Raw genomic sequence first — 26,087 nt, 5'->3', positions numbered from 1 at the left:
TTTGATGCTATCAAAACCCCAGTTCTTTGAATATGCCTTAAATAAAAAAGATGCGCTGCAACTGGAGGTCAATAAAGAAAATGGGCCATGCCCGCCAAAGGCAGCGGCCATTGCAACCAAAAAACTCCCTAAAGACCGTTGTCACTGCAATCAGAGGTCCTCTTTTGAAAACATGAGCGGCTCATTAGAGGATTCCAAAATTTGGAAATCAGAATGCGTATCCACCCCTGCCACTTTCTTGATCTCACAGCTTTCTACTACAGAACGAGGTGGTCCCTCTTTGATTTTCATTTTGAACTGTGAGAATACCGATTCCGAACACGTGGCCAATACCTCCACTCGCCCGTCAGAGAGATTTCTCACCCAACCGACGATGTGCAAATTCTCGGCTTGTTTGTGCGTGAAAAATCGAAATCCCACACCCTGTACGCGACCGGTAACTAGTATGTGATAGTTGTTTTTGGTCATATTGGACTATCCTCGCAACGCCTAACTTTTAATGAACCATGGTCCGATTTGATGACACTCGATACAACAACTCATGGGATGAAACAATGCCTCCGTAATAGAATCCAATGTGATTTCATCAAATGGGTTTTTGCAGGAACACCTCGCTCGGCGGACTAAGCACTTTTCGATACAACGCCTCAACGGGCCACCAGCTGATCTATTTTATTGGATGGGGTCGGATCGATTCCAGCTTCAGCCGCTCTCAAGTTTCGGGCTCTTTATCCATGAAAATCTATTTCTTGTGGCATTCAGAAAGACAGCAAGAACCACTCGAAGGCTTTTTAAGATCATGACAGATTCACAAGCCCTGGTGACCTTTCGAGCCCCTTTTTTGATGCGAACACAACGCCTCTGGCTTGGTGGCTCCTTGACGACATTTTCGCAAGCCTTTTTGACACCAGTTACCCTGGCACTGCTTTTGCTAAATCTTGCTGTGCTAGTGCTCTTTGACACCCCCAAGGGGGATCAAACAACATTTTTAAGGGGGAACCTCATGAATCAATCCATTAGCAAAGCTCTACTCAGTATGACATTGGCCTCAAGTATGACACTTGGACTCACAGCCTGTGACGAACGCGATGTGGCCGTTGGCGCTGGCCTTATAGGGATCGGCGCCGGAATTATTGCCATCGACAAAGCCACCGATAATAACCACAGAGATCGCGATCACTATCGTCGCCCCCCGAAACGGGATCGACAATGTCGACCTAGTTATGAACGCAAATGCACCTCCTACCGGGATCGATGGGGGAACAATAAAAGAGATTGTCGCACAGTGGAGCGCCGCAATTGCACTGGATTTTACTCCATGTCGATGTATGCCAAAAGCGATGCTGTTTCCGAAGTCTCACCTTTGGTGGAACAGTGGGCTGAAGCCTACAAACTTAGCTATGAAGGGGCCGAAAAAGTTTTAAGTGCGCTTGAACGAAGTCATGATGGTGACCCGAAGGCCCTCAAAGAACTGGGGCTCAACTCTTTTGACCTTATGGCTATGGGCAAACTTGAAATGATCAGCGATGAAGGTCTCACCGCGATGTCAGAAAATCTTGATCAATATGTCGATGACACTCAATCAATGGTTGAGGCCATTCTCACAGAAGGAAAAGCCCAGGCCTCTGACTCGTCAAGCTACCTTTGGAAAACCTGCATTCAATCGGGGCACTGGAAGACTCCCGAAAACAGAAGCTGCAAAAGCACTTCATGGACAGGTTGCGGTGTAGATACCGGCGCCACACTGTGCATACCTAAGTGATCGCATCATTCAATATCAATTTAGCAGAATACGGGGGAGGACCTAGGCCTCCCCTTTATTTTAATGAACGGCCTTACGCTTTTTTCAATTTATCGCTTCTCGTGTAAGCCTGAATAAACAAAAATATCAGGGTGGCAAGAACTCCGGCCAACATCACAAAAAATTCTATACCTGGGGTCCTGGGGCTTTGCGCCACATCCACCACCCACAATCCTACTATGATAGGCGCAATGTACTGGTTTAAAAACAAGAGAACAAAAGTCACGCGATTACGAAACGACTCCACTAGAAATCTCCACAAAAACAAATGCTGATTCGAAATCACTGCCACGACGGCATAAGTTCCCATAAACAACATCTCCATGGGGCCGATACCTGCGCGGGGATCTACAAAAGAACTTTTGTAGGTCGGAATATCCAAGACATGCCCGAGCAAGCTCAATCCTCCCGGAAAGAGGGCCAAATGCAAGAGCACGTCATCCATAATAAATGCAGATTTCGGAGTGGGCCGAATGATCACTAAAATTTCATAAAAACAAAAAAGCACCAGGCCAATGGAGGTCATTATACTAGTGGGGACAACGCCGGGCATGGCTTGTAGAAATAGCCTAGGTACTGCCATTAACATGGCGATAGAAGAAATATTACCACAGGCGACGATTCCCAATATGGCCAACGTCATGGGCTTTGACCAAGTTTCTACAACTTTTTCGGCAAAACGACTGGCGGCCATTAACATTAGTGACAGCGATGTAAATGGCGACATCACCGGCGAAGTTTCTGAGTAAAAAAAACCCTTACCCCAAAACCAAACTACAAAAGTCAAAAGACCTGCCAAAACCAAAAAAACATCTAAAAAAAACGACCACCGATCTAAAGTGCGCTGCGAGAACATACCGTGCCTACTGATTTAAAAAGTGGCTTAACGCTTGAATGGCTTGACCCGTGGCTCCAGGCTCTGAGATAGCGCCTGTGGCATAATCAGACCACGCATAGATATCCAGATGCGCCCATTTTTTATTGCCTACGAAAGTCTGTAAAAACAAAGATGCCGTGACCGCACCACCAAACCCATCGGTTGAATTTAGTAAATCGGCCACTACAGAGTTCATTCGAGGTCGCATGTACTGGTATAGAGGCATGCGCCAAAGCAAATCACCCCTTTGATGAGCCCCCTTTAGAATTTTCTCGCCTAAAGCATCGTTGTTGGCAAATAGCCCTCCCAACTCTGAGCCTAAACCATATTTTATGGCGCCTGTCAGAGTGCAAACATCAATCACTGTATCGGGCTCATCGTTGCCTTTTTGCGTGACCGCCACATTGAGAACATCGGCCACGGCCAATCGTCCTTCGGCATCTGTATTGTGTATCTCAACTGTTTTTCCAAGTCTTGAAGTCAGAATATCGCTGGGCCGCATGGCATCTCTCGATACGGCGTTTTCAGCCAATGCTAAATAAAAATCGCAGTTCCGCTTCAGGCCGGAATGCACAGCCCAAAATGCCAACCCCAGAACAGCCGCCGAACCGCCCATGTCTTTTTTCATAATTCGCATGCCGTGGGCGGGCTTTATGTTAAGACCTCCGGTATCAAAGGTGATGCCCTTTCCCACAAAGGCCACAAGCTTTTTCTTTTGGGCTCCTCTTGGGCGATACTTAAGACGAACCATGTAGGGACCTGTGGCTGCGCCCTTTCCCACTCCTAACAAGAGGCCCATATTTTCTTGCTCTAGTTTTTGAGTGTCCCATACTTCTACCTGCATTTGACTCTGCTGTTTAAACAACCTTTGCACAAGATCCACAAACGTCTTTGGAGTGAGGGTGTCGGCTGGCACATTCACCACGTGCCGCCCCAAATTGATGGCCGAGCCAAGGTGGGCCGCCTCTTTCAAATCTTTTATCGACAATTGGCCCTGGCCCACGCTGAAGATTAACGACGGTAGCGGTTTGTCTTCATACCAGGATCGAAACCGGTAGGCTGACATTTCGGCCCCCACCAGGGCACCAAGGCGTTGTTCTTTATTGAGGTCATGTAAATGAACTTGAATGGATTCTACGCCAGAAAGCAAAAAAGTTCTCATGGCCTCGCCGACACTATTTCTTGCCAACGCATAATCCGAGGCGGCTAATAGCCCCTTCATATCAGATTCAGGTTCGTCATAGGCCCACAGGCGAACAAACACCACTTTACCTTTTGGCCCGTCCATCTCAACGGATACACCTGTCGATTGATCTAGCTTTTCAATTTGCCATGGATGCAAACCTTGCGTGGCCCATACCGGAAGCCGCATTTTTTTACTCTGAACAACTATTGTGGGATTTGATCGCAGCTCGTTTACTTTTTCAATTTTAGCCGAACCAATCCACGGATTTTCAAAATGCTGAAACGAATGAACATGACTGTTTTTTTCGGATTTTTTTTCGGACTTTCTTTTGGATTTCTTTTTGGCCATAATACATCTCCTGCAAAAATGAAATGCTCAAGCAACAATACCCACCACTATCTGAGGCATTGTATTTATCTTTTCATTGACGACAACACCTGGCCATGGTCATAGTGAACTCTATGGGGGATGTCGAAAGCCAATCTCTAAGAGTGGTCCAGTTTAACCTAGAAAATCTTTTTGTCTATCTCGACCAATATAGCCAGCAAGATTTGACTCAATTGTCCGAAGATCAGTGGCAAAAGATGTCTATTTCTCTGCATCCCAACAAGCCGCTTAAAAAATTATGGAGCCTGGCTAAAATCATTCATGATTTAGACCCTGACATTTTAATGCTCAACGAGGTCGGAGGCCCAGAATCACTTCATAATTTCAATAAGTATTTTTTGCATGACGCCTTTCACCGCCATATCACCGAAGGCAACTCGGATCGCGGAATTGATATTGGGTATTTAACAAGGCGCACACTGCCTTTCGAATTTCGCCTCGAAACCCATCGAGAGAGGGATATTGATTTTAACTATCCCCATGAGCTTTTGCTTAATCCCCCTCCCCCTTCACACAAGTTTTCTCGAGATGTGTCAGAGCTGCATATGCTCACCCCCAATAGCGAAGAGCTTCAATTGATTTTTTTATTGGTGCATTTAAAATCAAAATTGGACTCTGACGGCATCGATCCCAGTGGCACCCTCCGGCGCTCCGCCGAGGTCACGGCTCTTGCAAAGATCTACAATGAAAGGCGGGCTCTCCATCCTCAGTGTCCCTTTGTGGTGGCCGGTGACTTTAACGGACAGGCGGGTCCTGAAACCCCTGGACCTGAATTCTCTGACTTACATAACCTCACTGACCTTACAGAACTGTGGTCTCATCTTGGAGTTAAACAATCTGAACGGCAAACACTAGTTCAACTGGCGCCTGAGGCCAAATCGAACCCCCAACAACTGGATTATTTTTTCTTATCACCGGAAGCTTTGGCGAGCGTGGTGGCCACAGGCTGTGGCGTCTATCGCTTTAAAGATGTTTGGGGGCAAGATCTCCCGCCCCCAAGAAGTATGGCCGAAAAGTATTCTCTGCCCTCCGACCACTTTCCCATTGTGCTTACAATAAACCAAAATTAATGGCCGTGGCCATCGCCGCCAGCATTAATTCCGAGTAGCTCCACGTCAAAAATCAATGCCGAGTTAGCTGGAATATCGCCCATCTCTCTTTCGCCGTAAGCTAACTTTGCGGGAATAAAAAGCTTCCACTTTGATCCCACTTTCATTTTTTGCAAAGCCTCAACCCAGCCAGGAATAACACCGTTAACTGGGAACTTCGCTGGCTGACCTCGCTCAACAGAACTGTCAAAGACTTTGCCGTCGATTAATGTGCCATGGTAGTGAACTTCGACGTTGTCGGTTTCTTTGGGCATGGGGCCATCACCTTCTTTGACCACCGTATACTGTAAGCCAGACTCAGTGACTTTCACGCCTTCTTTCTTTTTGTTTTCAGCTAAGAACTCATCGCCCTTTTTTAAATTATCTTCTTTTTGCTTTTTCGCCTCAGGGCTTTCAGCAGCGGCCATGGCCTTTTCACGCAACTTGCGCATGGCTTCGCGAGCTTCGTTGTCGTTGAGTTTAAGTTCTTTGTCTTCCAGCACATCGTTGATTCCCAAAGAAAGGGCATCTGTGTTGATATCTATCTTTTGCATTTTAAGCATTCGGCCTGTTTGCACGCCGATAGCATAGCTTGCGCGATTCATGTCATCTTTCATGTCCACGGACTTCTTTTTGTCGCAACCGCTTGTGGCCAGGACAGCACCCAGCCCTACAATCACAACTGCCTTTATTCTGGCCAACCGCATTAAGGATCTCCTTGTTGAATAGTAAATACCCAAGACTAAACGGGCGACCACCCTCGGTCAACCAGGGTTTGACCTAAGCTAGGGGCATGATTAGAGTAAGAAACAATTCAAGGAGCACTTCAATGTTTCAGATTTTTACGGCCATTTTGTTGAGCCTTTGTCTTTTTTCTCCATTTAGCTTTGCAACCAGCTACGGCAAAGGTGTTCAAGGTGAACCCACACACAACATCACTGATCTCGCAAAAAACGGCAAAAGCCTTTCTGGCACCTATGTCAGAGTGAAGGGCAAGATCACCGATGTGTGCCCCATGACCGGCTGCTGGATGGAGCTTGAAGATACTGCCACTGGCCAAAAAGTACGGGTGCAAGTTGAAGAAGGCGTGATTCAGTTTCCCACCGAAGCCAAAGGTAAAATGGGAGTCGTGGAGGGCAAACTGGTAGCCAAGCAGCTCAGCCACAAAAAATCCATCCGATATTTTCGTCATTTGGCTAAAGACAAAGGCCAACCCTTTGACCCCAAATCCGTCACTGGCCCGGTTACACTCTATGAAATCGAAGCTGTCGGCGCTGAGCTATAGAGGGCACAAAATGGAATTTATTTCTGGTTGAATTTGGTCGACCTGAAAAAGCGCGTGGTGACAAATTGCGGCCCTTGAGTGGACAAAGCGGCCTGTCTCTTCTAATTAAATTGGAACTGCCGAGATCTTAAATTGCACACCTCACCCACTAGGACACGATGTCCGAAAGGTGTTACGTTTTATGTGTTTAAATTGGAGATGGAACCGTATTTTAAAGTTTTGTTTTTTCCTTTTTATAGGGGGCTTCCCATTTTTGTCGCTGGCTTCCAGTGGCCAAAATCGAAAGATCGCGAGAGAGCGGCCCGTTTCAATAGTAGTAAATGGACAATCCATCAATGACCTAGAAGCCCTATATATAGGATCCGGCGGATTTGCCGATATTTACAGTTACCCAGTTAGTAAATACAACAAGAAGCCCGCAGTGATTAAACTCATCACAGGCGTCGATAAAAACGATCGTCCGGACTTTTTCAAAAATCTTGAAGAGTCCAGTCAGGCCGCCATTCAATTGCAAACTAAATATCGAGACGTGTTTTTAAACATTCACGAAATCCTACCCGTTCAGCTCACTTATGCTGACGGCTCGAGTAAAGAATCCGTCGGCATAGTCTCTGATCGAATGGTGCATGACGTTCTTGATGAAGTGACACAAAATCGAGATCAAAATCGTAGCCGTGCCCTTTTCGAAGTTTCACTGACCGCTAAAGTGTTTTTAACCTATATCAAAGGACTTCGCGCCCTGTACGAAGAGGGCCTTGTGCATGGAGATATCACCCCGCAAAACATGTTGATTTCACCAGCAAATGAATTTGTGATCAGTGATTTAGATACGTTGGCCGAACCCGGCACCTCACCGCAAGTCACCAGTAAGGGTACTGGCTCACCAGAAGTGTTAAAAAGAGGCGGTGCCCTCTCGTATCTGTCAGACCTTTACGCACTTGCGGAAACCTTGAGTGTTCTTATCACTTATAAACAAACCGACTTTTTCTATAAGGGACTAGATGATAGCGAATCAAAAAAACTTCACGCCCAAGCCGTGATGAAAATGACAGAGGCGCTCTCTAAGAAAATAACCAAACTCAAAGCGTTGTTGAACAAAAAACGTGACGAAACGTGGTTAAAATTTCTCGATTTCTTAGAAGATTTCATTGCCATTGGTCACAATTATTATCCAGAAAATCGGCAAAAACAGCTGGCCACCTTGCTTGGGCTCTCAAAGGGTGCGCGACTAAATAAGATCTATGAACAAATTGAATCCTATCTAGAAACTCTTCCTAAGTATCAGCCCCGCACAACAAAAGTCATGCGCGATGTGAACGACGATTTGGGGGCCGTCGCCGACAGCCTCTGCGCTGCCATGTTGAGCTCATGGAGCCAACTCCCTGATGCCAAGGGCCTAAGTGAATACGAAAGGGGCTCCGTAGACCTGGGCTTGTAGACATCTCCAAAAGGTATCGGATTACTTTTGGTAGCAATAGTGCGTCACCAGAGTGACGCGCCATTGCTACCAAAAGTAATCCGATACCTTTTGGATGTGACGAATTTGGGCTTTGTTTTTTGAGGTTTTACACCCCGGCTGCCACTTGGTGGATTCATTTTTTCTTTTATTTTCAATGGGTTAGGAGATTTTTGCCACTGGCATGAGGCTTGTACTTCCATGAGTTGAAATGAAAAATTTTCAGGCTTGGGAGGACAGGCACATGAAACAGACAATTCTAATTTTATCGGCATTGGTTGGCGGTGGACTTATTTTGAGTGCTCCGGCTTGGGCTGAGACGTCAAACAAGGCCACTGAAGATGAAATCATCTCTGAGCTTGAAACTTTAGTGGTGCCCCGTAACGGGTCGCCAAATGTAGACGAAGATGATTCTGCTGAAAGCCTCACGCCTCTTCGCCCTACCTCTTCCTTTTCACGGTCCTCCCAACCGTCTAGTCGTCGGCTTTGGGGTATAAACGTATTTGGTTATTTTAGCGGAGCAAGCCACATCCAAACAGACGGTGCTAGCAGCACCGATGGATATAGCTCTAGCTATTCGGCACAAACGGCTTCTCGTATCACTGGTGAGTATCGATCAAATATTTCTGGTGGACTTGGAGTGGAGCATTCTAAAAAACGACTATTTAAAACTGGTCCCGTGAGTTTCGGCTATGATGCCGGAGCTGCCTACGAATTTGGACGCACCATTTTTCGCGATCAAATTCAAAGTTACAGCAGCTCCACTCAAGCCGCCACGGCTGACCCTTCAATTGCGTTTTTTCTACCCTACGCTCATGCCAATGTATCTTACGGTCGTACCTATCTCTTTGGTGGTATCAATTATTCCATTCCCCAAGCCACCAACGCCGCTGATGAGGACTTCGACGGCAATGTAGGTTACCAAGTGGGTTTTGGCAGTCGCATCACTTCATGGGTGGCTGTGGAAATGATCTATCGGCACGTGAATTTTGCGGCCCGATCAAGGCTTCAAAACAACACCTACGGAACAAGCTACTACGGCTCAACTTACCAGGGCCTAGGCATTTACGACCAAGAGCAATTAAGCATCAGCGGCTTCAACCTCGCTCTTAAGGTGATGTTTTAACCAACCAAAAATAGGTCAAAATTAGGCTCGCTATTGGCCATACCATTCTTTAAGCTGGCGAGCCCTTTCCATATCTTTATTTAAAAATGTCGCTAGCACATCGAGGTCCACATCAGGCATATGTACGCGAATAAGAGCATCCACAGTGTGAAACTCTTCATCGCGATCGAGATGAATGACACGGGCCCCTAGCTGTTGAATGTAAGAATACATCAATGGCGGAATTCGCTGAAACTCTAGAGGCTTACCCTGCTCTACCACAGCCACAAGACGATCTAGGTCTGACAGGTCTTTCAGTGTCGCCAATAAATTACCCGCATCCTCTGTATTTAAAAACTCTGGCGCTTCGTAGGGATGCGCTGGAGAAACGGTTTGGGTAATCTCGGGGGAATCAGCCACATGCGCCAGTAAAAACTGAATCATCAGATAGATTCCCAGATCACTATAAGACTCGCTCATGCTCAATGGGCCGATGAGATTTCTGTATTCTGGTCGACGGTAGAGGAACTCTGCAATCCCCCGCCAAAGCAAGAACAAAGCCGGCGAACGGCCGTTATACCCCTCGGCCACAAACGTTCTGCCCATTTCGGCCGTCTTTAATCCGACTTTTTCAAAAAATTCAGTTTGGTATCTAAACTGCTGGTGACTGTACAGACCTGCTAGGCCTTTTTCTGCCACAATTTCATCCACTAATCCCATTCTGTAGCCACCGGCCAATCGAAGATTCTTTTTATCCCACGCAATGATCTGGAAATAATCTTCGTCAAAGCTATCAATGTCTACATCGCCGTTGCCTTCTCCCACTCGAGCAAAGGCATGCGTTCGACCAATACCAATTTTTCGCATCAACCGAGAATCAATCTCGCTGCCGTGTACAGCAAGAACCTGCAGATTCTGGCGCTCCGTCAAAAGCTCAATGCTCCCTGTGCTCAAGCCTCGCTCAACAATGTCGTCGATAATTTCGCCCGGCACATCGTCAAAAACCAGCCCTACGCCATTGGCAGACATCGATGGTTCCAGCGGCTGATTTGGGAACGGCCCTGGTGGTCCAGCCAATGACCTCATACGATTTCCCAATTGCTCTTTGGCCATTTGAAGGAGCGGCTTAACCAACAAATGCTTTTCCCCACCCAGTACGCGAGTGAGAGTCTGCAATCGCCTCGTGATTAATGAAACTTCGCTTTTGCCATTCACTTCGCTAGAAAAGATTTTTTCATATTCCACCCCATTGCCCATCTTGATTTGAATTCGAGCATCTCGCTTTTTCAAAATCTCTCGGGGTATGAGGGTTTCTTCAAGGTGTAGGTTCACTTTGAAACCATCGTAGATTTTCTTATTCAACCAGGCAAAAAATTGAAAGGTCCAACTATTTTGGCTATCAAAATTTACAGGCAAAACCCTGGCCTTCGTGGCCTTGATCAGGCGAGCGGCCGTGTTCTTCCATAGCCCTTCTGTGGCGGTTACATTTTTTAATCCGGCCCGAGCCACCTCGCTGCCCGGAAACACTATTAACGCCCCTCCATTTTTCAGATGATCCAAGGCCTGCTTATAACTGCTTTTTTTCATTTTAGAGGTTTTTGATTTAAAGCTCACAGGGATAATTGAAGTCTTAAGCTCCGGAATTGTGACAAAAGCCTCGTTCATGATAATTCGAACATCGTCTCGCCGTTCAGACAATAAGGACATTAAAATCAATCCGTCGAGTCCGCCAAATACATGATTGGCCACAACCACCAGAGAACCCGAATCGGGAATACGCGACAATACTTTGTCAAACTCAGCCGGATCTTCACTATCTTGGTGGACTCCATTAACCACAAGTCGAACACCTAACTCTCGCAGAAACTGAGCACTGATATGGCGACCCTCAGCCGGGTTTAAAACAGCCTGACGATAAAAGCCATCAATGCGCTTTAAAACCTTGTTTCGCAAAAGAGAATTCCAAGGTTGTACCAATGTGGGTTGATTACTGAGGATGACTCCACACTCGCTTTGAGCGGATTGAGGTGGAGATTGATCTTTTTTTCCTGCCGCAGCTACCCCTGGCAGCATCTGAAAACAAATAAATAAGACCCACCACCCCAAAAGCTTCATATGGAACTCCCCAAACTGAGCCAACGTCCAAACACCTTAACTGAAAGGTAATGTTAGGGTTTAACCACATCCCCATTTTGAGGTAAACGGGCACATCGATTTCGTGAAAATATTCACCATTTTCGGGAGGCCTTAAATGGTCACCCTTGTGTGAACGATGCCTTTCGTGGAGCACTGGCCCTGCCTGAGTCAACCCGCTAAACCGCTTGAGCGACCCGCGACGCCCCGGGTGACGTCGCTCCGAAACGGCCGCTGCGAGAAATCCTGGATTGTAGGCTTTAGTTTGTGCTGAGGTCCACTGGACCAAGATGGCTGGGGCTCCCAGCAAATCTCATCAACTGGCGATAGGATCTAATAAACCGTAAAGCTCGCTTCGAAGTTCAGGGTAAACCTTCACGGCCTTAACGATCATCCCCTCTGCCGTCGTGCGCTTACCAATTTTCACAAGGAGCTTTACCAAAATGCGATAGACTTCGGCATTGGCATGTCCCTCTGCCACAATTTTTTTGCCGCGTTCTGCGGCCTCATGAGCTGGCAAGATATGTCGATCAATCAAGAACCCATAAATAGCATGGTCTTTTGATCCATACATTTCTCGGGGGTACATCTTATAAAACTTTGATGCGCCTTTGACGGCTTTCGCCGCGAGCATTGTATCGATCACTTGATGTAGATAAATGAGGTCACGAGCCGAAACCATCACACCCATCTCGAAACACTCAATGGCGCGATCAATTTTATCATCAGCCACAAAGTGTTTTCCGGCCACCATAAGGGCTGCCGACATAATTTGCACCAGTTTTTGTGGGCGGTGATCTAAGGCTAGGAACAATTCATAGTATTCTGGGATTTCGTTAAAATGATGGGTGTACACGGCACAAATAAACACGTTGCCGAGGCGCCTCGGCGTGAGCGGAAAATACTTTCTAATGGTTGGAACCAGGGCATAGGCTTCTTTGTGCTTTTTCTCAATAAAGAGGCTATCAAACTCACCGAGTAAACACTTGTAGTGAAGTGGTTGATACTTAAGACCCTCTCTATACTCAGCAATGGCTTGGATATATTTTTTTTGTGCATAATACGTGAAGCCCGAATAGTAACAAGCAAGAGCGGGTTTCTCATCTAGAAATTTGGCCTCAGCGAATTCTTTAACGGCCTTATCAAATTCTTTCATTCGTAGCAGATCTTTGCCTTTTCGGATTTTTTTCACATAGTCACTGGGATTTATTTTTTGCTTAATCGTGCTCAATAGCCGCTCTCTGAACTCACCGGCCGAAAACGGTTTAAGCACGTAAGAATCCACTTGTTCTTCAGCGGCTTCCGCGACAGCCGCATCGCTGGCATTGCGGGTGACGACCATACTGACCCGAATGGATTCATCGCAATAGGCCAGTTGCTTTTCAAGCAAAGTAATCCCGTGTTTTTCACCAATCATATATTCGCTGATGATGATTGTGGGCTTTTCTTGAGTGATTAACTTCACAGCATCTTCATATTTCCAAGCCATGAAAATTTGAGTATTAGGTAACCCCAACTCACGTAACTCGCCCACAATGGTCTGCCTAAAAGCTGACGACGGCTCTACAACTAAACAGGTCTGTTTTTGTAGGTATTGTTTTACCATTTGTAGGTCACGAGCATTCATGAGATTTCTCAATCCTCCTCGCGAATAGAGTAAAATACTTCATCCGCATGTTTTTGTCGGCCCCGCTGCAAACTGATAAAACTCCACCAAAGGTCTTTATTGAAACTATGAAATTCAATTTTAATTTTTGCCCGCGAATCAGCCAGCTCCACTTTCTCTGTGATTTTACCAGATGCAGAAAAACCAGACGCTGTGGGGCCCATAAATACGGTGCCATCTAGTGTGATCAAATGCCCGCTGGCACAGGTTTTCGTGTCGACTTCAAGGCCCACATGATTGTCGTCAAACTCAATCGCCTCAATCTTAGGCATCACCCCTGATTTATTGGGCTTCAACATACTCATTTCAGTGGTGAGGTTTGTAAGCTCTGACACCTCAAAATAGGCTACGTGATCCACTTGTTTTGGCTGTCCCATGCTGGTCTCCCGATTTCGATCATTCGTCTCTTATTTATCGGTCTCACCTGCCCATTTATTGAGCCTTTCTGGGGGCTTCCTGGTCCCAATGGCGTTTTTAGACTTTTCGCCAGGCCAAGAAGAAAGCAAAAATCCAAACGATACGCCCCAGCCCGCCTATCGCAGTTGACATTACCTGGACCTTATGGAGACATATCTGATCGTGCAAATCAGGCCTCGACCTCGGGTGGGGCTCGTATCGAGCATGGTCTTGGGGGTATAAATGACTATTGATTCGTTTTTTGGAAAAACTGTTGAAACCTCGAATCCCACTGTGAAGCTACCTGATGGCGTTATCACAGCGCCCCTCTCAGGTGTATTGATTCCACTTTCTGAAATTCCTGACCCCGTATTTTCAAAGGGCCTTTTAGGAGATGGCGTGGGCATTGATCCCACCGATGGAAAGGTGTTTTCGCCAGTGCATGGCCAGGTGAGCATGATTCACCGGGCCCTGCATGCCATCACACTCGACACCATTGAGGGGGCACAAATCCTTATCCACATAGGTATCGACACGGTCGCGCTGAAAGGCCAAGGCATTGACTTGTTTATTAAACGCGGCGAATGGGTACAGCAAGGACAATTACTCGCCCAATTTGACCTTGATTTTTTAGCTGTTAGCGCTTCAAGCCTGGTGACGCCGATTATTGTGCTAGATTCAAAACCCGGCGACTTAACCCTATCGGAAAGTCTTTCATCAGAAGTGGTTGCCGGAAGCCCCTTGTTGTCGTTCTCACAAGGTCTACAGAGTGCGGGTGATCTCGCTCAGCCTCCTAAAACAGAAGTGTTTTCGCGTTGGCTCGTGGTGAATGACCCGACCGGACTGCACGCAAGGCCTGCAGCTATGATTGCGGCGTCGGCAAAAAATTTTGAAAGTGATATACGTTTGTGTCGCGACAGTGATGCGGCAAACGCCAAAAGTGTTATGGCCATAATGGGACTGGAAGTGTCTGGCAACGACCGCATTCGCTTTTCAGCAGCTGGCCCTGACGCCGAAATAGCAATTGATGCCATGGAAGTGGACTTCAATTTTTTAACCACACCAGAAACATCTTCTGACGTTCAGGCCTTTACACCGCCAGCTTCAAAAAATGTTGTACCTCCTGTGGAACGAAAGAAACTCAAAGGGGCTGTGACCCTCAAAGGTGTTTCGGCCTCACCGGGGGTGGCCGTCGGACAAGTGGTGGTCGTAAAACCTGAAGACCTATCCATACCCACCGCTTTTGAAGGATCTGAACAAGAACTAAATAAACTAAGCCGTGCTCTTGAGCAGGCAAAGGCGGATTTACAGACTCTTGCAGAAAACATCCGCAAAGAGGCCAGCAGCAGCCAAGCCGCTATTTTTTCGGCCCATGAAGAACTCATGTTTGACCCTGATCTTCTGGCACTTTCCTATGATGGCATCAATGCTGGAAAAAATGCAGCCGTTAGCTGGAACCATGCCATTAACACCCATGCCACTCGCCTATCAAAATTGAGCAATGAACTATTAGCCTCACGCGCCAATGATCTACGTGATGTGGGCGAGCGAGTCCTAAGGCATCTATTGGGCGTAGAAAAAAAGGCCTTGGCTAGGTTTCCAAATACAGTTCTTGTGGCTGAAAATCTAACGCCATCGGAAACAGCGAGTTTAGACCGCCAACAGATACGGGGATTTTGCACCCTAAGTGGCGGCACAACATCTCATGTGGCAATTCTTGCTCGATCTCTAGGGATCCCAGCTATTGCGGGCATTGATCCCATGGCTCTTCTCATACCCGACGGATCAGAAGCCATTCTTGACGGCGAACATGGTCTATTGCAGTTGAACCCATCAAAAAAAGAAATTCGACATACTGAAAGTCGGCAGCAAAAGATTTTAGAACGCCGAAAAACAGAGCTCGAACACGCTCTGAAGCCAGCGGTAACCACTGACGGTCATCGCATTGAGGTGATGGCAAATATTGGCGGAATCAGTGATGCCAAAGAAAGTCTTCCCCTGGGCGGAGAGGGCGTCGGGTTATTACGGTCAGAGTTTTTATTTTTAGAGCGGGACATCGCTCCTGGTGAAGCTGAACAGCAAAAAATTTATCAAACTATTATTGATGAGCTTGGAGAAAGTCGACCTCTCACTGTGCGTACGTTGGATGTGGGGGGTGATAAGCCCCTAGCTTACCTTCCACTTCCAAAAGAAGAAAATCCCTTCCTAGGAATTCGGGGAATACGTCTGAGCTTAAAACATCAAGATATTTTTCGTTCTCAACTTCGCGCACTTCTAAAAACAAAATCAAAGAATCCACTTCGGATCATGTTTCCAATGATCTCTGGATGGGAAGAATTGCAAAAAGCTAAATCCATTTTGCAAGAAGAAATAGCTCAAGTGGGCGATGTTCAAAAAGTCTCTGTGGGGATTATGATTGAGGTGCCCTCGTCGGCGATCATGGCTGAATCTTTGGCTCAAGAGGTGGACTTTTTTTCCATTGGAACAAATGATTTAACTCAATACGTACTCGCCATGGACCGTGGACATGCCGAACTGGCCAAAGACGTCGATGGGTTGCACCCCGCCGTTTTGCGCCTGATCGAACAAACAGTGAACGGGGCCCACGCCCACTCTAAGTGGGTGGGTGTGTGTGGCGGTATTGCAAGCGACCCTGTGGCCGCGCCGATCTTAATTGGGCTCGGCGTGGATGAGTTAAGCGTCAGTGTGCCTTCTCTGCCGGCCGTAAAGGCCAGTGTGAGGCAATGGAGTTTATCAACCTGTAAAGAGTTGGCCCGCAAGGCCCTTCAACTCAAATCTTCCCATGAGGTGAGGGCTTTGGTGTTAGAGTACCTAGCAACAATTGAGGGGGTGGAGTCATGAGCTGGAAAAAATCTTCGTTTGCATTTCTACAAAAGGTAGGAAAAGCATTAATGCTTCCCGTCTCCGTGCTACCAGTAGCTGGGCTATTGCTCGGAGTTGGAAGCGCACAATTTTCTTGGATGCCAGAACTTTTATCGAACATTATGGCACAATCAGGAGGCGTCGTCTTTGGCAACCTTCCTTTGATTTTTGCCATCGGGGTGGCCATAGGGTTGTCAAAGAATGATGGTGTATCGGCACTGGCATCTGTGGTGGGTTATGTGGTTTTACTGGCCACCTTGGGCGTGATGGCAAAAACTATGGGTGTCACCACAAAATCCATAATGGGTATCGATGCCATTGATACCGGTGTGTTTGGTGGCATCGTTATTGGTGGCGTAGCGGCTTGGCTATTTAATAAATACTACCGCATTCAACTGCCGCCTTATCTTGGTTTTTTTTCTGGAAAACGTTTTGTACCCATCGTAACGGCCTTTGCCGCTGTTTTTGTGGGGTTGATCTTAAGTGTGGTTTGGCCTCCGCTTGGGCAAGGAATAAACGCATTCTCTCATTGGGCAGCTAGCGAAAACCCCGTCGTGGCTTTTTCAATTTATGGATTTGTGGAACGATTACTTATTCCCTTTGGGCTGCACCATATCTGGAATGTTCCGTTCTTTTTCGAAGTGGGCCAGTATATCGACCCAACAACTGGCAAAACCATTACCGGTGAAATCGCACGATACATCAGCAGTGATCCCACTGCTGGAAATCTCGCCGGTGGCTATTTATTTAAAATGTTCGGTTTGCCATTTGCGGCTTTTGCCATTTGGCACACGGCCCGACCTGAAAACAAAAAAAAGGTGGCCGGCATTATGCTCTCGGCGGCCCTCACCTCTTTTCTCACAGGCATTACGGAGCCCATTGAATTTACTTTTTTATTTATCGCGCCCATTTTGTATTTGGCCCACGCTGTTTTGTCTGGGGCGGCCTATGCCCTTTGCATTGCTCTTGGCGTAAAACACGGAATGACATTCTCTCATGGCCTTATTGACTATGTGGTGCTTTTTGCTCAATCAAAAAATGCACTGTGGCTTTTGGTGCTCGGACCCATTTGGGGCATTGTTTACTATGGGTTGTTTCGATTTAGCATTTCTTGGTTCAACATTAAAACTCCAGGACGAGAGATCGAGGGCCCTGATGCCATCGCCGCAGCAGGTGTCACATCGGATTTCTCAAGAGACCTTGTTGTCGCCTTTGGTGGCCCATCAAACATCAAAACTCTCGATGCCTGCATCACCCGCCTTCGCGTTGAGGTGATTGAAGTTTCAAAGATCAATGAACGGCAACTAAAAGACCTAGGAGCTGCGGGAGTGGTCGTGGTCGGTCATGGTGTGCAGGCCATATTTGGCACGTCTTCTGAAAATATCAAAACTGACCTCGAACAATATTTGCGGCAATCCCCGGGTGCTGGCTCTATGCCTGCGGGTTCGAGCGAAACTAAATGCTCATCGGGACAGTGGATGGAATACGGCGATTTAAAGTCCAGACTTGAAGGTTGGAAAGACGCCTTGGGTGGAGAGGAGAATATATCTGAGGTGACCAGTTGTGCGAAAACCCGAATTCGTCTAGTGCTTCGAGACGTTCAGCTTGCAAACATGGCCCAGCTTCGAAAAATGGGTCTAAAGGCGGTGGTGAATTTGCCAGGTGGAGTGATTCACCTTATTCCGTGATGGTTTTATGTAGAAATCGCATAGCGGTTGATGTCGGTACACCGTAGTATATCATTATGGCATCGACGACACCCCAAACTAGATTTAAGCAAATCGACCAAAAGCTCCATAGCATAGAACAGGAGCTTTTGTTTCAAAAAGACACAGTGGACTTTGACGTGATGGCCTCGTGTTGGTTTATGCTATTTTGTTCGCCCCACGAGGGCCAGCTTCAAATTTGGAACAAAGACCATTGGATGAAAATCGAGGGGCCATCCGCACTAGTTTTGCCTTCTTTTGCAATTATCCGTTACAAAATCAGCCCTGGTCGTTTTAATTGGATTGGATTTGGATCGGAAAGCCCATTGTACGGCCTACCGAATCACCCCATTTTTTTGCCAAAGGCACCTTCGGTTCGCATTCAGTGCTTTGCCGAAGCGGAGGCCTTTTTTGCCACATCCATAAATCCGATACCAATAGAAAGTCGAATTCGATCCAGCGCTCTGTCGAATACTGTAAAAAATTATTTATGCAAGAATTTTCGCGGTAGCATTTCAATGGCGAACATGTGCGACGATCTTGGTATCTCTTACTCCACAATGACCCAAGATTTTAAACGATGCTTCGGCCTGGCTCCGAGTTTATTTCTTAAAAAAATTCGTATGATGGATGCCCTTCACTCGATCAAGGTAAAAAATCAAAGCGTCACTGAGAGCTGCTTGGGATCTGGGTTTACTGACGTCTCTCGGTTCGGACAGGGTTTTAAAGACACTTTTGGACTGTTGCCTTCAAAATATGACAACTCACTCAAATAAAAAACCCATTCTACTCACCGGGGCAGCCGGATACATAGGTTCACACCTACCCTGTGACATTCGACTTTCGCGGTCTGATGGTGACCTTCGCGACCCTCTTGCCGTAAAAAAATTATTTTTTAAACATCGACCGCGCACAGTTATCCATTCGGCACCTGGAGGGATCTTTTCAAGCCACACATCTACGCCGTTGACCCAGCACTTGATTGAAGAAATTCGCATCCACTGCAATGTTGTTGAAAACACCTACCGGGTCGGATGCAACAGACTGTATGCACTATCGTCGGTTTCTGCATTTCCTGGATCTGAGGAATGCCCCAATGAAGAAACCCTGTTTCAAGGAGATCCTCACCCCGCTGTTTTTCAGTATGGCTATGCGAAGCGATTTCTTGATGTGCTTTTACAAAGCTTAAAGAGAGAGTTTAATCTCCCCTTCACAGGATTGTTTTTGTCAAATGTCTACGGACCGGGCCCCAACTATGAAGCCCATCCCAGCTTAGTGGCCCACCTAATGCGATCTTGCCTGTCAGCTAAACTTCAAAATCAAGAATGGGTGATTCAAGGTGACCCCAATGCCGTTAGAGACTTTGTATTTGTTGAAGATGTGAGAGATGTCATTCAAGCACTCATTCACCTGCCCATGTCCCCAGACCGGCTCATCGTCGCATCCGGCCAGCAAAAAACTGTGGCTGAAGTGGCCCAGCAGGTGGCGCTAGCTCTTGATTTTTCAAAAGCCATACGGTGGCAACCCTATTCGCAGAAGGGACAAAATCGAAAAGTAGCCGACAATAAAAAACTCAAATCGCTGTTGCCGACGTTTAAATTCACACCCTTCGAGGCTGGGATTAAAAAAACAGCTCTTTATTTTCTCAATCGCGAAGCACAAAGCCAGGCCATCTAGCCCTAGTGATTAATTGGCAAAGCCTCAAAAAACCTAATATCCCATTAAGATTGCCGCTAAGAGAACAACTCTGAATGCTCTCATTGGAATGGTGGCACATCAGGCTATTTCGGCTCAAAAACTGCCCGCTATAGCCTCTATCCACGTGCTCTTTTTTTTACTTACTCAAATATCTCGTGCTGTACGATTGAGTGGATAACACATTACGAACTGCGCGCAATCTTTCATACTGCTCTCCAAGAATAGCGCCCCGTTCAACGCCAAAAGTTCGATCAATCACCTGCTCGCCTTCAGCCCGCATATTTAGCCGAAAAGAAATGACTCGTTCCAGATCCTCTCCGCGCAAACCAACCTCACCCACTGACGGCTCTGCCAGAAGGCGCATCAGGAGACCTGGGCCAATCTGTTGAAATAGCGGATCTTTTCGTAGATCAACAAACGCCTGCCAGCGGTCTTGATTTGAAATGCCGGTTCCGCCGACAGTCTTTCCTGAAAATGCCTCGTAAAGCGAGTCTGTGATATTGTTTATCTCTACAAAAAATCGAACCACTGCCGACTCCGGCTCTGCAGATTCCGGATCTGGATGGACATAACGTCCACCTATCAAATCACGGACTCGATCAATCGAATCCACGTGTTTTTCGATGACAGCTTTCAAGGACTCTCTACTTGAAACTTGAGACTCAAGAAAACTCAGTGCATCACCCGAAAGCACCAAGGAGGCCGAAACGTCGACTCCGCCGGATCTAAAAAATCTGTTCTCTTTCCATGCACCAAAATCTATTTTTTCATAAAGTTCTGGCGTAAGCGCGCTGCGAAGGCGGGATTTAAATTTTTCTATCTCTCTTTGGGTTTGAGTTTTTTCATGTCGCTCAAAACTAAATCCCAAATGCAAAAGTTCCGACACGTTTTTGTCGTCGTCTAATTTAAGTAAGGCATCTGCATAAGTGGGTCGGTCTAATTTTAAGACAATGACTCCGAGATCAAGGCCTTTTTCTTTCGAATCCAAGTAGGTGGCAAAAATATAGTTCTGAGGCCTATCTGTTTCATCTAAAAAGGTGATCTGCTGTGATGTGAAATTTTTTGATCTACTCCACTCGCCTACATGCAACTTAAATTTCGTGGTTCGCACCTCTCCCATAAAGTCACTTTGTGCCTGAGTGAGTTTTGATACCGCACGTTCAGCTTCGGGCCGAATTTTCTCAGCATTGAGTATATCTTGAATGTCATCAAGGTTAGACAGCATCTGGTCGCGGAGGTCATCTCCATCTTTAACTACGATTTTATAATCGCGAAGATTTTTTCGGGATGTCCCCATAAGCTTATTGTAAGCCTCAATGCCGACTTCTTCATCCAGATTAAAGTTGTACTCAATCATAAAAAGCTGACCTTTGTACTTTGAAATATCAAAAGCCACCGGAGTGAGTTTCAGATATTTCTCAGAAAGATCATTGGCCTTACCTATAGAAAAAATCTCAATTTGCGGACGCAGATCAATGCGAGCCCCGCCCCCTAATGTTCTGCGCTTTTCAGCAAAGGCCCGAAGCATCACCTGCTTATTTGATTTCTTATAGACCTGGACCTTAAATTGTCCACGAATCACATAGTGGCCACTCGCGCTTATAGTGGCTATGCCGAAGCTCTTTGCCACTCCACCAGAGGCCGAAAGGGTCAGGTCGGCACCCAAACTGACAAAATCGCCCTCATTGAGGTGACCTCTCACGATATCAGCGCTGATGGGAAGGCGTTTAAATGTATAGGGTAGCTGCTTTAATGCCTCTTTTTTACTTGGAAATTGCCGAATAAATTCTACCTCTGTGCCCTGGCTGATCCCGAACCCCAAGCTAAGTCCTTCACTGATCTGAAACCGTGGTCCCAAGCCGGTTCGAAGGGTCCAAATATCCGAACGGGGAAAGGACTGAAGAACGCCGTCTTCCTTACCCACCCCGTATTCGTATTTTCCTCTTAAATTTAAGACATCAGCGAGGTCCAAATCCACTGGAGTCAGGTCAAAATTCACTCGGAGGTCAGCAAAAGCCTCCTCTGCCCGGCCTTTCATGTCAGCTCCTGCAGATACAGATAGGCAAAACACAGCCATAAAGGCACTCCATAACATCGGCGCAACCCCGTTTTTAGTCAAAATCAACCTCCAAGACAAAATTTCTCTTCTGCCGATTCGTGCAGGTATCATGCCACCCCACCCTCTTTTTACGCGGAAATTCGGACTGATGGCTGGTCCCGGACTGTTCGGTGAACAAATTTTTTACCGGTTAGACCACCATTTTGACAGAGCCTAGACGGGGCGTCTCCAACTGAAAGAGTTGCTAATGGAACGCGGCTTTGGAATAATTGGATTGAGCTGGTAGCTTGATACCACAAAGCCTGTAGGGAGAGGGAACTCCATTGACTAAAGAAAAGAACAGCCCAAGGCAAAAAACTGAAGTTCACCGAATCAATGGATACCTAAAAGAAGTCGTCACTTTTTTTGATTCTACAGGGAAGCCTATTTCAAACATAATCAACCCTTTAATGGTTGAGCTTAAACCACGAGATGTCTTGCAGCTTTTTGTGGGTGCATTTCTTATTGCTGCCCCATTGTGTTTTACCGAAGAGGTCTGGAATCTCAGCGTGTCACTAAAAAACATGAAAGTTTACTATTTGGCTTTAGTTTCATTTGTGGTAACGACGCTTTTTATTTATTTCAATTTTTATAGATCCCGACTACGCGGAAACATCATCAATTTTATCAAGAGAATTATTGCTACTTACGTCATCACAGCTAGCAGCGTGGTGTTGCTTCTTTTTCTAATTGATAAATTTCCTATCCGGGAAGCTCCCATCATCACCATCAAACGGGTAATAATTATCAGTTTCCCAGCCTTATTTGGCGCGGTCTTGAGCGACTATTTAAAGTAAGTCTTTTAATTCTTCCTTCGAACCACATAGTGATAGTTGTGAAAGCCGAAGTTACCTGAAATAGTGACGACGATGGCGATTGTTCCCGTTTCGCTGTTCAAGTCCATGTCGTAACTAGACACTATGGGCGACACAAACCGACCGAAGAGTTCTTTAAAAAAATCCAAAACCATTTCCGGGTCACCTTGATACCGCAAGCGCTTGCCATTTAAATGGTGCAATTGAAATTGACCAACATCAGTGATCTGTATGTATTGATCCTTGTTTTGTTCCACTTCTATAACGTTTAAATCAGCGGCCCACGTTAAGTCAGCCCAAACAAACAGGCCCAAAATCGCCATTAAAATCTTCATATCCCCTCCCCAGTAAAACTATTTGAGCCAAAATAGTAAAATTACCCCGAAAAAGGTATCCAAAAGGTATCGGATTACTTTTGGTAGCAATAGTGCGTCACCAAAGTGACGCGCCATTGCTACCAAAAGTAATCCGATACCTTTTGGAGAATATTCTCACCCTGTAGATAACATGCCGCAGGCTATGCCCACTAGGGTTTCTCGCAATAGTTTTTCATTGTTGTTTTTCATGGCTATGATCTGAAGTAGATTAAGTATATGGATGTGGGGTGACCTTAACCTGATACTTTCTTCGAGCCAGGGCCTGTGCCAAATAAGGCCGTTTTCGCCACTCATGGCATGGACAAAATCTTTAGCCGCATTAAATTCGCTCTCAAAGGATTTTACAATTTCACGTTTTTGAGACGACTTGCCCAAATACAACTCCCATACCGGCAACTCTACTTTGGCTAGTGAATACCCCAGAGTTTTCACAAAAGAGCTGAAAAACGGGCTGGTTTTAAAAAACAATTTAAGTCGATCCTTTTCAGCATCATTTAACTGATTCCACGCACTCCCCACACCCCACCAAGTGGGCCACAACACTCTCGACTGTGTCCAACAAAGGACCCACGGTATGGCTCGCAATGACTCTATACTAGCTAATTTCTCAGGGCGCTTTGAGGGTCTTGATCCCAGCTTTAGAGCATCCAGATACTTAAAAGGTGTGGCCGTGATAAGTGCGTCAAGGAGTTCACCGTTTTCAACGATACCTCGATAGGACTTTTCAACCAAATCCACAAATTTGTCTAAATCCGCTGAGGTCTCTAATTTCGTCTTTCTGACTTTTCGAAGTTGTGACTCGTTAGCTAGGTGCACACATTGCGAATTTAAAATTTCAGGAGTCGAGAAAATTCTTTGTACCATCTCGCCCTGAATAGTTTGCTTAGGCCTTTGCACCGCCGATTTGGGCCACCACGACACTTGCTCTTTAATACTCCCACCGCCACGGGCCACACTGCCGCCAGAGCCATGAAAGAACACTGGCGTGATCGAATAATTTTTAAGAACTTTTTCGATTTGGAACATGGTCTTTTGGATCAACCGCCGGCTTGGCAACACCCCAAATTGTTTTGAAGAATCTGAATAACCCAACATTATTTCAAATAAGTTCTGCCAATGAGCCCGCACAGTCTCTTTGTTGCGTCGATCCGACAACCAGCTTTCAATTATTTTTTTTGAATTAACTAAGGCCTCTCGACTCTCAAACAAAGGTATCACGGGCAGCTTCTTTGACTTGCACAATCCACCCACCAACGCCGAAGCATTTGCAATATCGTTATGACTTTCACAGTGTGAAATCACCAGACCACGAGCATAACCCGAGATATCGATGGGCCCGGCAATTGACATCAGGCCCTCAAGCATCTTTCGAATAGGGGCATTCTTATCGTTTAAAGCAGTGGCAATTTTGCCGGCATCTTCTCTAAGCTCAATGGGCAAAACAAGCGCCGGGAAGGCTTCAAACAGTCGATTGATTAGAGCGACCTCATGATGCTTCTGAATAAATGGATGCGCATTTTTCAAGAAATTATTGTAAAGCATCTTCCATTTGCGCACGCGCATCCCATCGCCGGGCTTTATTTCTTCGATTTTTTCTAATTCACTGTCAAGGCGAGTTAGTTGATCTAGCTTGATACTTTTAATCACCCCTGACTGAACCAGCTTTTCTACGTCGTGTTGTAAATACTCAATTTTTAAATATAGAGTCTCTAGGATATACTCTCTAGATAGAGACAAACACTCTCGCATCACATTTTGATCAACACCAGGGTGACCGTCTTTATCACCGCCAACCCACGTGCGAAGGTGTAAATCATATGAAGGCTTTTCTTCTAAAATTGAGTCAAATAGTTCTTCATCAAAAATATTTGAGAACAGGTATTCCGCCTCGTCCCGCACGGTGGGAGTCTTATCTTTTGACAGTGGATGCAACCACAAAAAACGAACCTGGCTTGAGAATTCAGTATCACGAAAAATAAAATTGTTTTGAATGCCTTCAAGCAAAAGATCTACGATTCGGTTGAGAGTACCAATAATTTCTTTTGACCGAGATTCGGTGGGGTGAGCGGTCAACACAAAATTAAGTCTCACTTTTGACTTTAAACCTTGAATCACTGGGCGTTGCCGCAAGCGCCAAGTTCTGTATGCTGATTCGCAGGCGTTGACGATTTCAAGCTGCAAGGCAAAAGCGTGGGCAATCTTGAGTTGGTCCGCCGGGGTCTCGCCTTCGAGCCGGTTTAAAATTCGGTGAAGCACTTTTTTATCTTGGCCTCGCGCTTTTTTTAGCTGTTTTCGATAGTATTCAATTTTTCGATACAGGTCTTGGCCTTCTCGTTCTTTGATAATTTGCCCTAATACAAGAGTTGACCGCCGAACCAGTCGACGCAACTCCCTGGGTAAAAACTCAGGCACAAACTTCTGACCCTTCATAAAGGCATCGACACTACTAGCCTGTCGTTTTTTATCTCGGCCTGTGGCCAACTTTGGATTGAGCCACTCGATCACTGCCGCGTAGCCGAGACTTTCGGGGTCATCCACTAAGTAATTTTTGGCAACATCTATGACTACAAAACCCTGTTTCAATTGAAAACTCAACGTCGGGTCAGACAGCTCACCATTTACCACGTTTCGAGCGTATTCATCAGCCGACATTTTGCGCTCAAATTTTGAGTATCCCCGAAGTCGAGCTCCCGCACGAATTCTTTTTAGATTGTATTTATCGCAAATCTTTCTGCGGCCCTCATAAAGCATTTTGCCAATACCACGCCCTCGGTAATCAGGGTCAACCATGACTTCTGCGCCGTAGAGGGTTCCGCCTTTCTTAGGGTCATGGTTGTGAAAATAGCCACCCGATGTGAAATCACCCCAATTATCTTGAGGCGAGTAATCATCCCAAGGGATAATCAAACTAAAGGCCGAACCGATCACCTTTTGTTTTTCATGATCATATACAATCAGCTGTCCGTCGGGAAAATAGGAGTTATGAGACTCGAGCTGGCGAATCGCCCAAGGCAAGTGAAATGGATAGACTCTTCGACAAAGTTCTCTGATTTGCTCAAAGTGCTCTGGACGAGGGTTTAACAGTTCAATTTGATCGTTGTTAAATGGGTCTGACATACTTTCCTAACTG

20 protein-coding genes are annotated in these 26,087 nt (G+C 46.2%); 10 read left to right on the top strand and 10 right to left on the bottom strand.

What is annotated here, in order from left to right; translation table 11 throughout:
• Positions 1-150: 150 nt before the first annotated feature.
• Entirely contained in the window at positions 151-468 is a 318-nt protein-coding gene (locus tag H6626_00735; protein ID USN47649.1) for an acylphosphatase, read from the bottom strand.
• 535 nt (positions 469-1,003) lie between these two features.
• On the opposite strand from H6626_00735, the gene H6626_00730 reads away from it, so the two are divergent.
• Positions 1,004-1,762, top strand: a complete 759-nt coding sequence (locus H6626_00730) for a hypothetical protein (GenBank protein ID USN47648.1) — start codon at positions 1,004-1,006, stop codon at positions 1,760-1,762.
• A gap of 73 nt (positions 1,763-1,835) precedes the next feature.
• Here the strand turns inward: H6626_00730 and H6626_00725 are convergent, their stop codons facing one another.
• Both H6626_00725 and H6626_00720 read right to left on the bottom strand, forming a co-directional pair.
• On the bottom strand, positions 1,836-2,657 hold the full coding sequence (locus H6626_00725) for a hypothetical protein (GenBank protein USN47647.1): 822 nt from the start codon (positions 2,655-2,657) through the stop codon (positions 1,836-1,838).
• Positions 2,658-2,664: 7 nt separating this feature from the next.
• On the bottom strand, positions 2,665-4,212 hold the full coding sequence (locus H6626_00720) for a leucyl aminopeptidase family protein (GenBank protein ID USN47646.1): 1,548 nt from the start codon (positions 4,210-4,212) through the stop codon (positions 2,665-2,667).
• Positions 4,213-4,325: 113 nt separating this feature from the next.
• Between H6626_00720 and H6626_00715 the strand changes: the two genes are divergently transcribed.
• On the top strand, positions 4,326-5,321 hold the full coding sequence (locus tag H6626_00715) for an endonuclease/exonuclease/phosphatase family protein (GenBank protein USN47645.1): 996 nt from the start codon (positions 4,326-4,328) through the stop codon (positions 5,319-5,321).
• Here H6626_00715 and H6626_00710 read toward each other — a convergent pair.
• Positions 5,318-6,046 carry an FKBP-type peptidyl-prolyl cis-trans isomerase gene (locus H6626_00710; protein USN47644.1) on the bottom strand — a complete coding sequence of 243 codons (729 nt, stop codon included), beginning with the start codon at positions 6,044-6,046 and terminating at the stop codon, positions 5,318-5,320. The genes H6626_00715 and H6626_00710 overlap by 4 nt on opposite strands.
• Positions 6,047-6,168: 122 nt before the next feature.
• Between H6626_00710 and H6626_00705 the strand changes: the two genes are divergently transcribed.
• The 3 genes from H6626_00705 to H6626_00695 all read left to right on the top strand — a co-directional run bounded on the left by H6626_00705 (position 6,169) and on the right by H6626_00695 (position 9,206).
• Positions 6,169-6,624: a DUF4920 domain-containing protein gene (locus H6626_00705; protein USN47643.1), complete on the top strand. Its 456-nt coding sequence runs from the start codon at positions 6,169-6,171 to the stop codon at positions 6,622-6,624.
• 253 nt (positions 6,625-6,877) lie between these two features.
• Entirely contained in the window at positions 6,878-8,062 is a 1,185-nt protein-coding gene (locus H6626_00700) for a protein kinase family protein (GenBank protein USN47642.1), read from the top strand.
• Positions 8,063-8,324: 262 nt separating this feature from the next.
• Entirely contained in the window at positions 8,325-9,206 is an 882-nt protein-coding gene (locus H6626_00695) for a hypothetical protein (protein ID USN47641.1), read from the top strand.
• A 30-nt stretch (positions 9,207-9,236) separates the two neighbouring features.
• On the opposite strand, the gene H6626_00690 is transcribed toward H6626_00695, so the two are convergent.
• The 3 genes from H6626_00690 to H6626_00680 all read right to left on the bottom strand — a co-directional run bounded on the left by H6626_00690 (position 9,237) and on the right by H6626_00680 (position 13,361).
• Positions 9,237-11,300 carry a GNAT family N-acetyltransferase gene (locus H6626_00690; protein ID USN47640.1) on the bottom strand — a complete coding sequence of 688 codons (2,064 nt, stop codon included), beginning with the start codon at positions 11,298-11,300 and terminating at the stop codon, positions 9,237-9,239.
• A 334-nt stretch (positions 11,301-11,634) separates the two neighbouring features.
• Positions 11,635-12,945: a response regulator gene (locus H6626_00685; GenBank protein ID USN47639.1), complete on the bottom strand. Its 1,311-nt coding sequence runs from the start codon at positions 12,943-12,945 to the stop codon at positions 11,635-11,637.
• An 8-nt stretch (positions 12,946-12,953) separates the two neighbouring features.
• Positions 12,954-13,361: a hypothetical protein gene (locus tag H6626_00680; GenBank protein ID USN47638.1), complete on the bottom strand. Its 408-nt coding sequence runs from the start codon at positions 13,359-13,361 to the stop codon at positions 12,954-12,956.
• 262 nt (positions 13,362-13,623) lie between these two features.
• Between H6626_00680 and ptsP the strand changes: the two genes are divergently transcribed.
• Genes ptsP through H6626_00660 form a run of 4 tightly spaced genes read left to right on the top strand, consistent with a single transcriptional unit; the run spans position 13,624 to position 19,646 of the window.
• A complete protein-coding gene (gene ptsP, locus H6626_00675; protein ID USN47637.1) occupies positions 13,624-16,242 on the top strand; it encodes a phosphoenolpyruvate--protein phosphotransferase in 2,619 nt (872 codons plus the stop codon).
• A complete protein-coding gene (gene ptsG, locus H6626_00670) occupies positions 16,239-17,951 on the top strand; it encodes a PTS glucose transporter subunit IIBC (GenBank protein ID USN47636.1) in 1,713 nt (570 codons plus the stop codon). Before ptsP ends, ptsG begins: the two co-directional genes overlap by 4 nt.
• Positions 17,952-18,007: 56 nt before the next feature.
• Positions 18,008-18,745, top strand: coding sequence for a helix-turn-helix transcriptional regulator (locus H6626_00665; GenBank protein ID USN47635.1), 738 nt, complete (start codon positions 18,008-18,010; stop codon positions 18,743-18,745).
• Entirely contained in the window at positions 18,726-19,646 is a 921-nt protein-coding gene (locus H6626_00660; GenBank protein ID USN47634.1) for an NAD-dependent epimerase/dehydratase family protein, read from the top strand. Before H6626_00665 ends, H6626_00660 begins: the two co-directional genes overlap by 20 nt.
• 157 nt (positions 19,647-19,803) lie before the next feature.
• Here the strand turns inward: H6626_00660 and H6626_00655 are convergent, their stop codons facing one another.
• Complete coding sequence (locus tag H6626_00655) at positions 19,804-21,744, bottom strand: hypothetical protein (GenBank protein ID USN47633.1); 1,941 nt, start codon at positions 21,742-21,744, stop codon at positions 19,804-19,806.
• Between the two features lie 305 nt (positions 21,745-22,049).
• On the opposite strand from H6626_00655, the gene H6626_00650 reads away from it, so the two are divergent.
• On the top strand, positions 22,050-22,562 hold the full coding sequence (locus H6626_00650) for a DUF2391 family protein (GenBank protein USN47632.1): 513 nt from the start codon (positions 22,050-22,052) through the stop codon (positions 22,560-22,562).
• A gap of 5 nt (positions 22,563-22,567) precedes the next feature.
• Here H6626_00650 and H6626_00645 read toward each other — a convergent pair whose 3' ends face one another.
• Together H6626_00645 and H6626_00640 are read right to left on the bottom strand one after the other, a co-directional pair.
• Entirely contained in the window at positions 22,568-22,915 is a 348-nt protein-coding gene (locus H6626_00645) for a hypothetical protein (GenBank protein ID USN47631.1), read from the bottom strand.
• Between the two features lie 156 nt (positions 22,916-23,071).
• On the bottom strand, positions 23,072-26,074 hold the full coding sequence (locus H6626_00640; protein USN47630.1) for a phosphoenolpyruvate carboxylase: 3,003 nt from the start codon (positions 26,072-26,074) through the stop codon (positions 23,072-23,074).
• Between the last annotated feature and the right edge of the window lie 13 nt (positions 26,075-26,087).

Source organism: Pseudobdellovibrionaceae bacterium, from assembly GCA_023898385.1.
In the GTDB taxonomy this organism is placed as follows: domain Bacteria; phylum Bdellovibrionota; class Bdellovibrionia; order Bdellovibrionales; family UBA1609.
This window is presented reverse-complemented; position numbering and strand designations above follow the sequence as displayed.

What these genes read in the sequence shown, in the direction of transcription:
- H6626_00735 (USN47649.1), bottom strand. Translation starts at nt 468, where the DNA reads ATGACCAAAAACAACTATCACATACTAGTTACCGGTCGCGTACAGGGT.
- H6626_00730 (USN47648.1), top strand. Translation starts at nt 1,004, where the DNA reads ATGAATCAATCCATTAGCAAAGCTCTACTCAGTATGACATTGGCCTCA.
- H6626_00725 (USN47647.1), bottom strand. Translation starts at nt 2,657, where the DNA reads ATGTTCTCGCAGCGCACTTTAGATCGGTGGTCGTTTTTTTTAGATGTT.
- H6626_00720 (USN47646.1), bottom strand. Translation starts at nt 4,212, where the DNA reads ATGGCCAAAAAGAAATCCAAAAGAAAGTCCGAAAAAAAATCCGAAAAA.
- H6626_00715 (USN47645.1), top strand. Translation starts at nt 4,326, where the DNA reads ATGGGGGATGTCGAAAGCCAATCTCTAAGAGTGGTCCAGTTTAACCTA.
- H6626_00710 (USN47644.1), bottom strand. Translation starts at nt 6,046, where the DNA reads ATGCGGTTGGCCAGAATAAAGGCAGTTGTGATTGTAGGGCTGGGTGCT.
- H6626_00705 (USN47643.1), top strand. Translation starts at nt 6,169, where the DNA reads ATGTTTCAGATTTTTACGGCCATTTTGTTGAGCCTTTGTCTTTTTTCT.
- H6626_00695 (USN47641.1), top strand. Translation starts at nt 8,325, where the DNA reads ATGAAACAGACAATTCTAATTTTATCGGCATTGGTTGGCGGTGGACTT.
- H6626_00690 (USN47640.1), bottom strand. Translation starts at nt 11,300, where the DNA reads ATGAAGCTTTTGGGGTGGTGGGTCTTATTTATTTGTTTTCAGATGCTG.
- H6626_00685 (USN47639.1), bottom strand. Translation starts at nt 12,945, where the DNA reads ATGAATGCTCGTGACCTACAAATGGTAAAACAATACCTACAAAAACAG.
- H6626_00680 (USN47638.1), bottom strand. Translation starts at nt 13,361, where the DNA reads ATGGGACAGCCAAAACAAGTGGATCACGTAGCCTATTTTGAGGTGTCA.
- ptsP (USN47637.1), top strand. Translation starts at nt 13,624, where the DNA reads ATGACTATTGATTCGTTTTTTGGAAAAACTGTTGAAACCTCGAATCCC.
- ptsG (USN47636.1), top strand. Translation starts at nt 16,239, where the DNA reads ATGAGCTGGAAAAAATCTTCGTTTGCATTTCTACAAAAGGTAGGAAAA.
- H6626_00665 (USN47635.1), top strand. Translation starts at nt 18,008, where the DNA reads ATGGCATCGACGACACCCCAAACTAGATTTAAGCAAATCGACCAAAAG.
- H6626_00660 (USN47634.1), top strand. Translation starts at nt 18,726, where the DNA reads ATGACAACTCACTCAAATAAAAAACCCATTCTACTCACCGGGGCAGCC.
- H6626_00655 (USN47633.1), bottom strand. Translation starts at nt 21,744, where the DNA reads ATGGCTGTGTTTTGCCTATCTGTATCTGCAGGAGCTGACATGAAAGGC.
- H6626_00645 (USN47631.1), bottom strand. Translation starts at nt 22,915, where the DNA reads ATGAAGATTTTAATGGCGATTTTGGGCCTGTTTGTTTGGGCTGACTTA.
- H6626_00640 (USN47630.1), bottom strand. Translation starts at nt 26,074, where the DNA reads ATGTCAGACCCATTTAACAACGATCAAATTGAACTGTTAAACCCTCGT.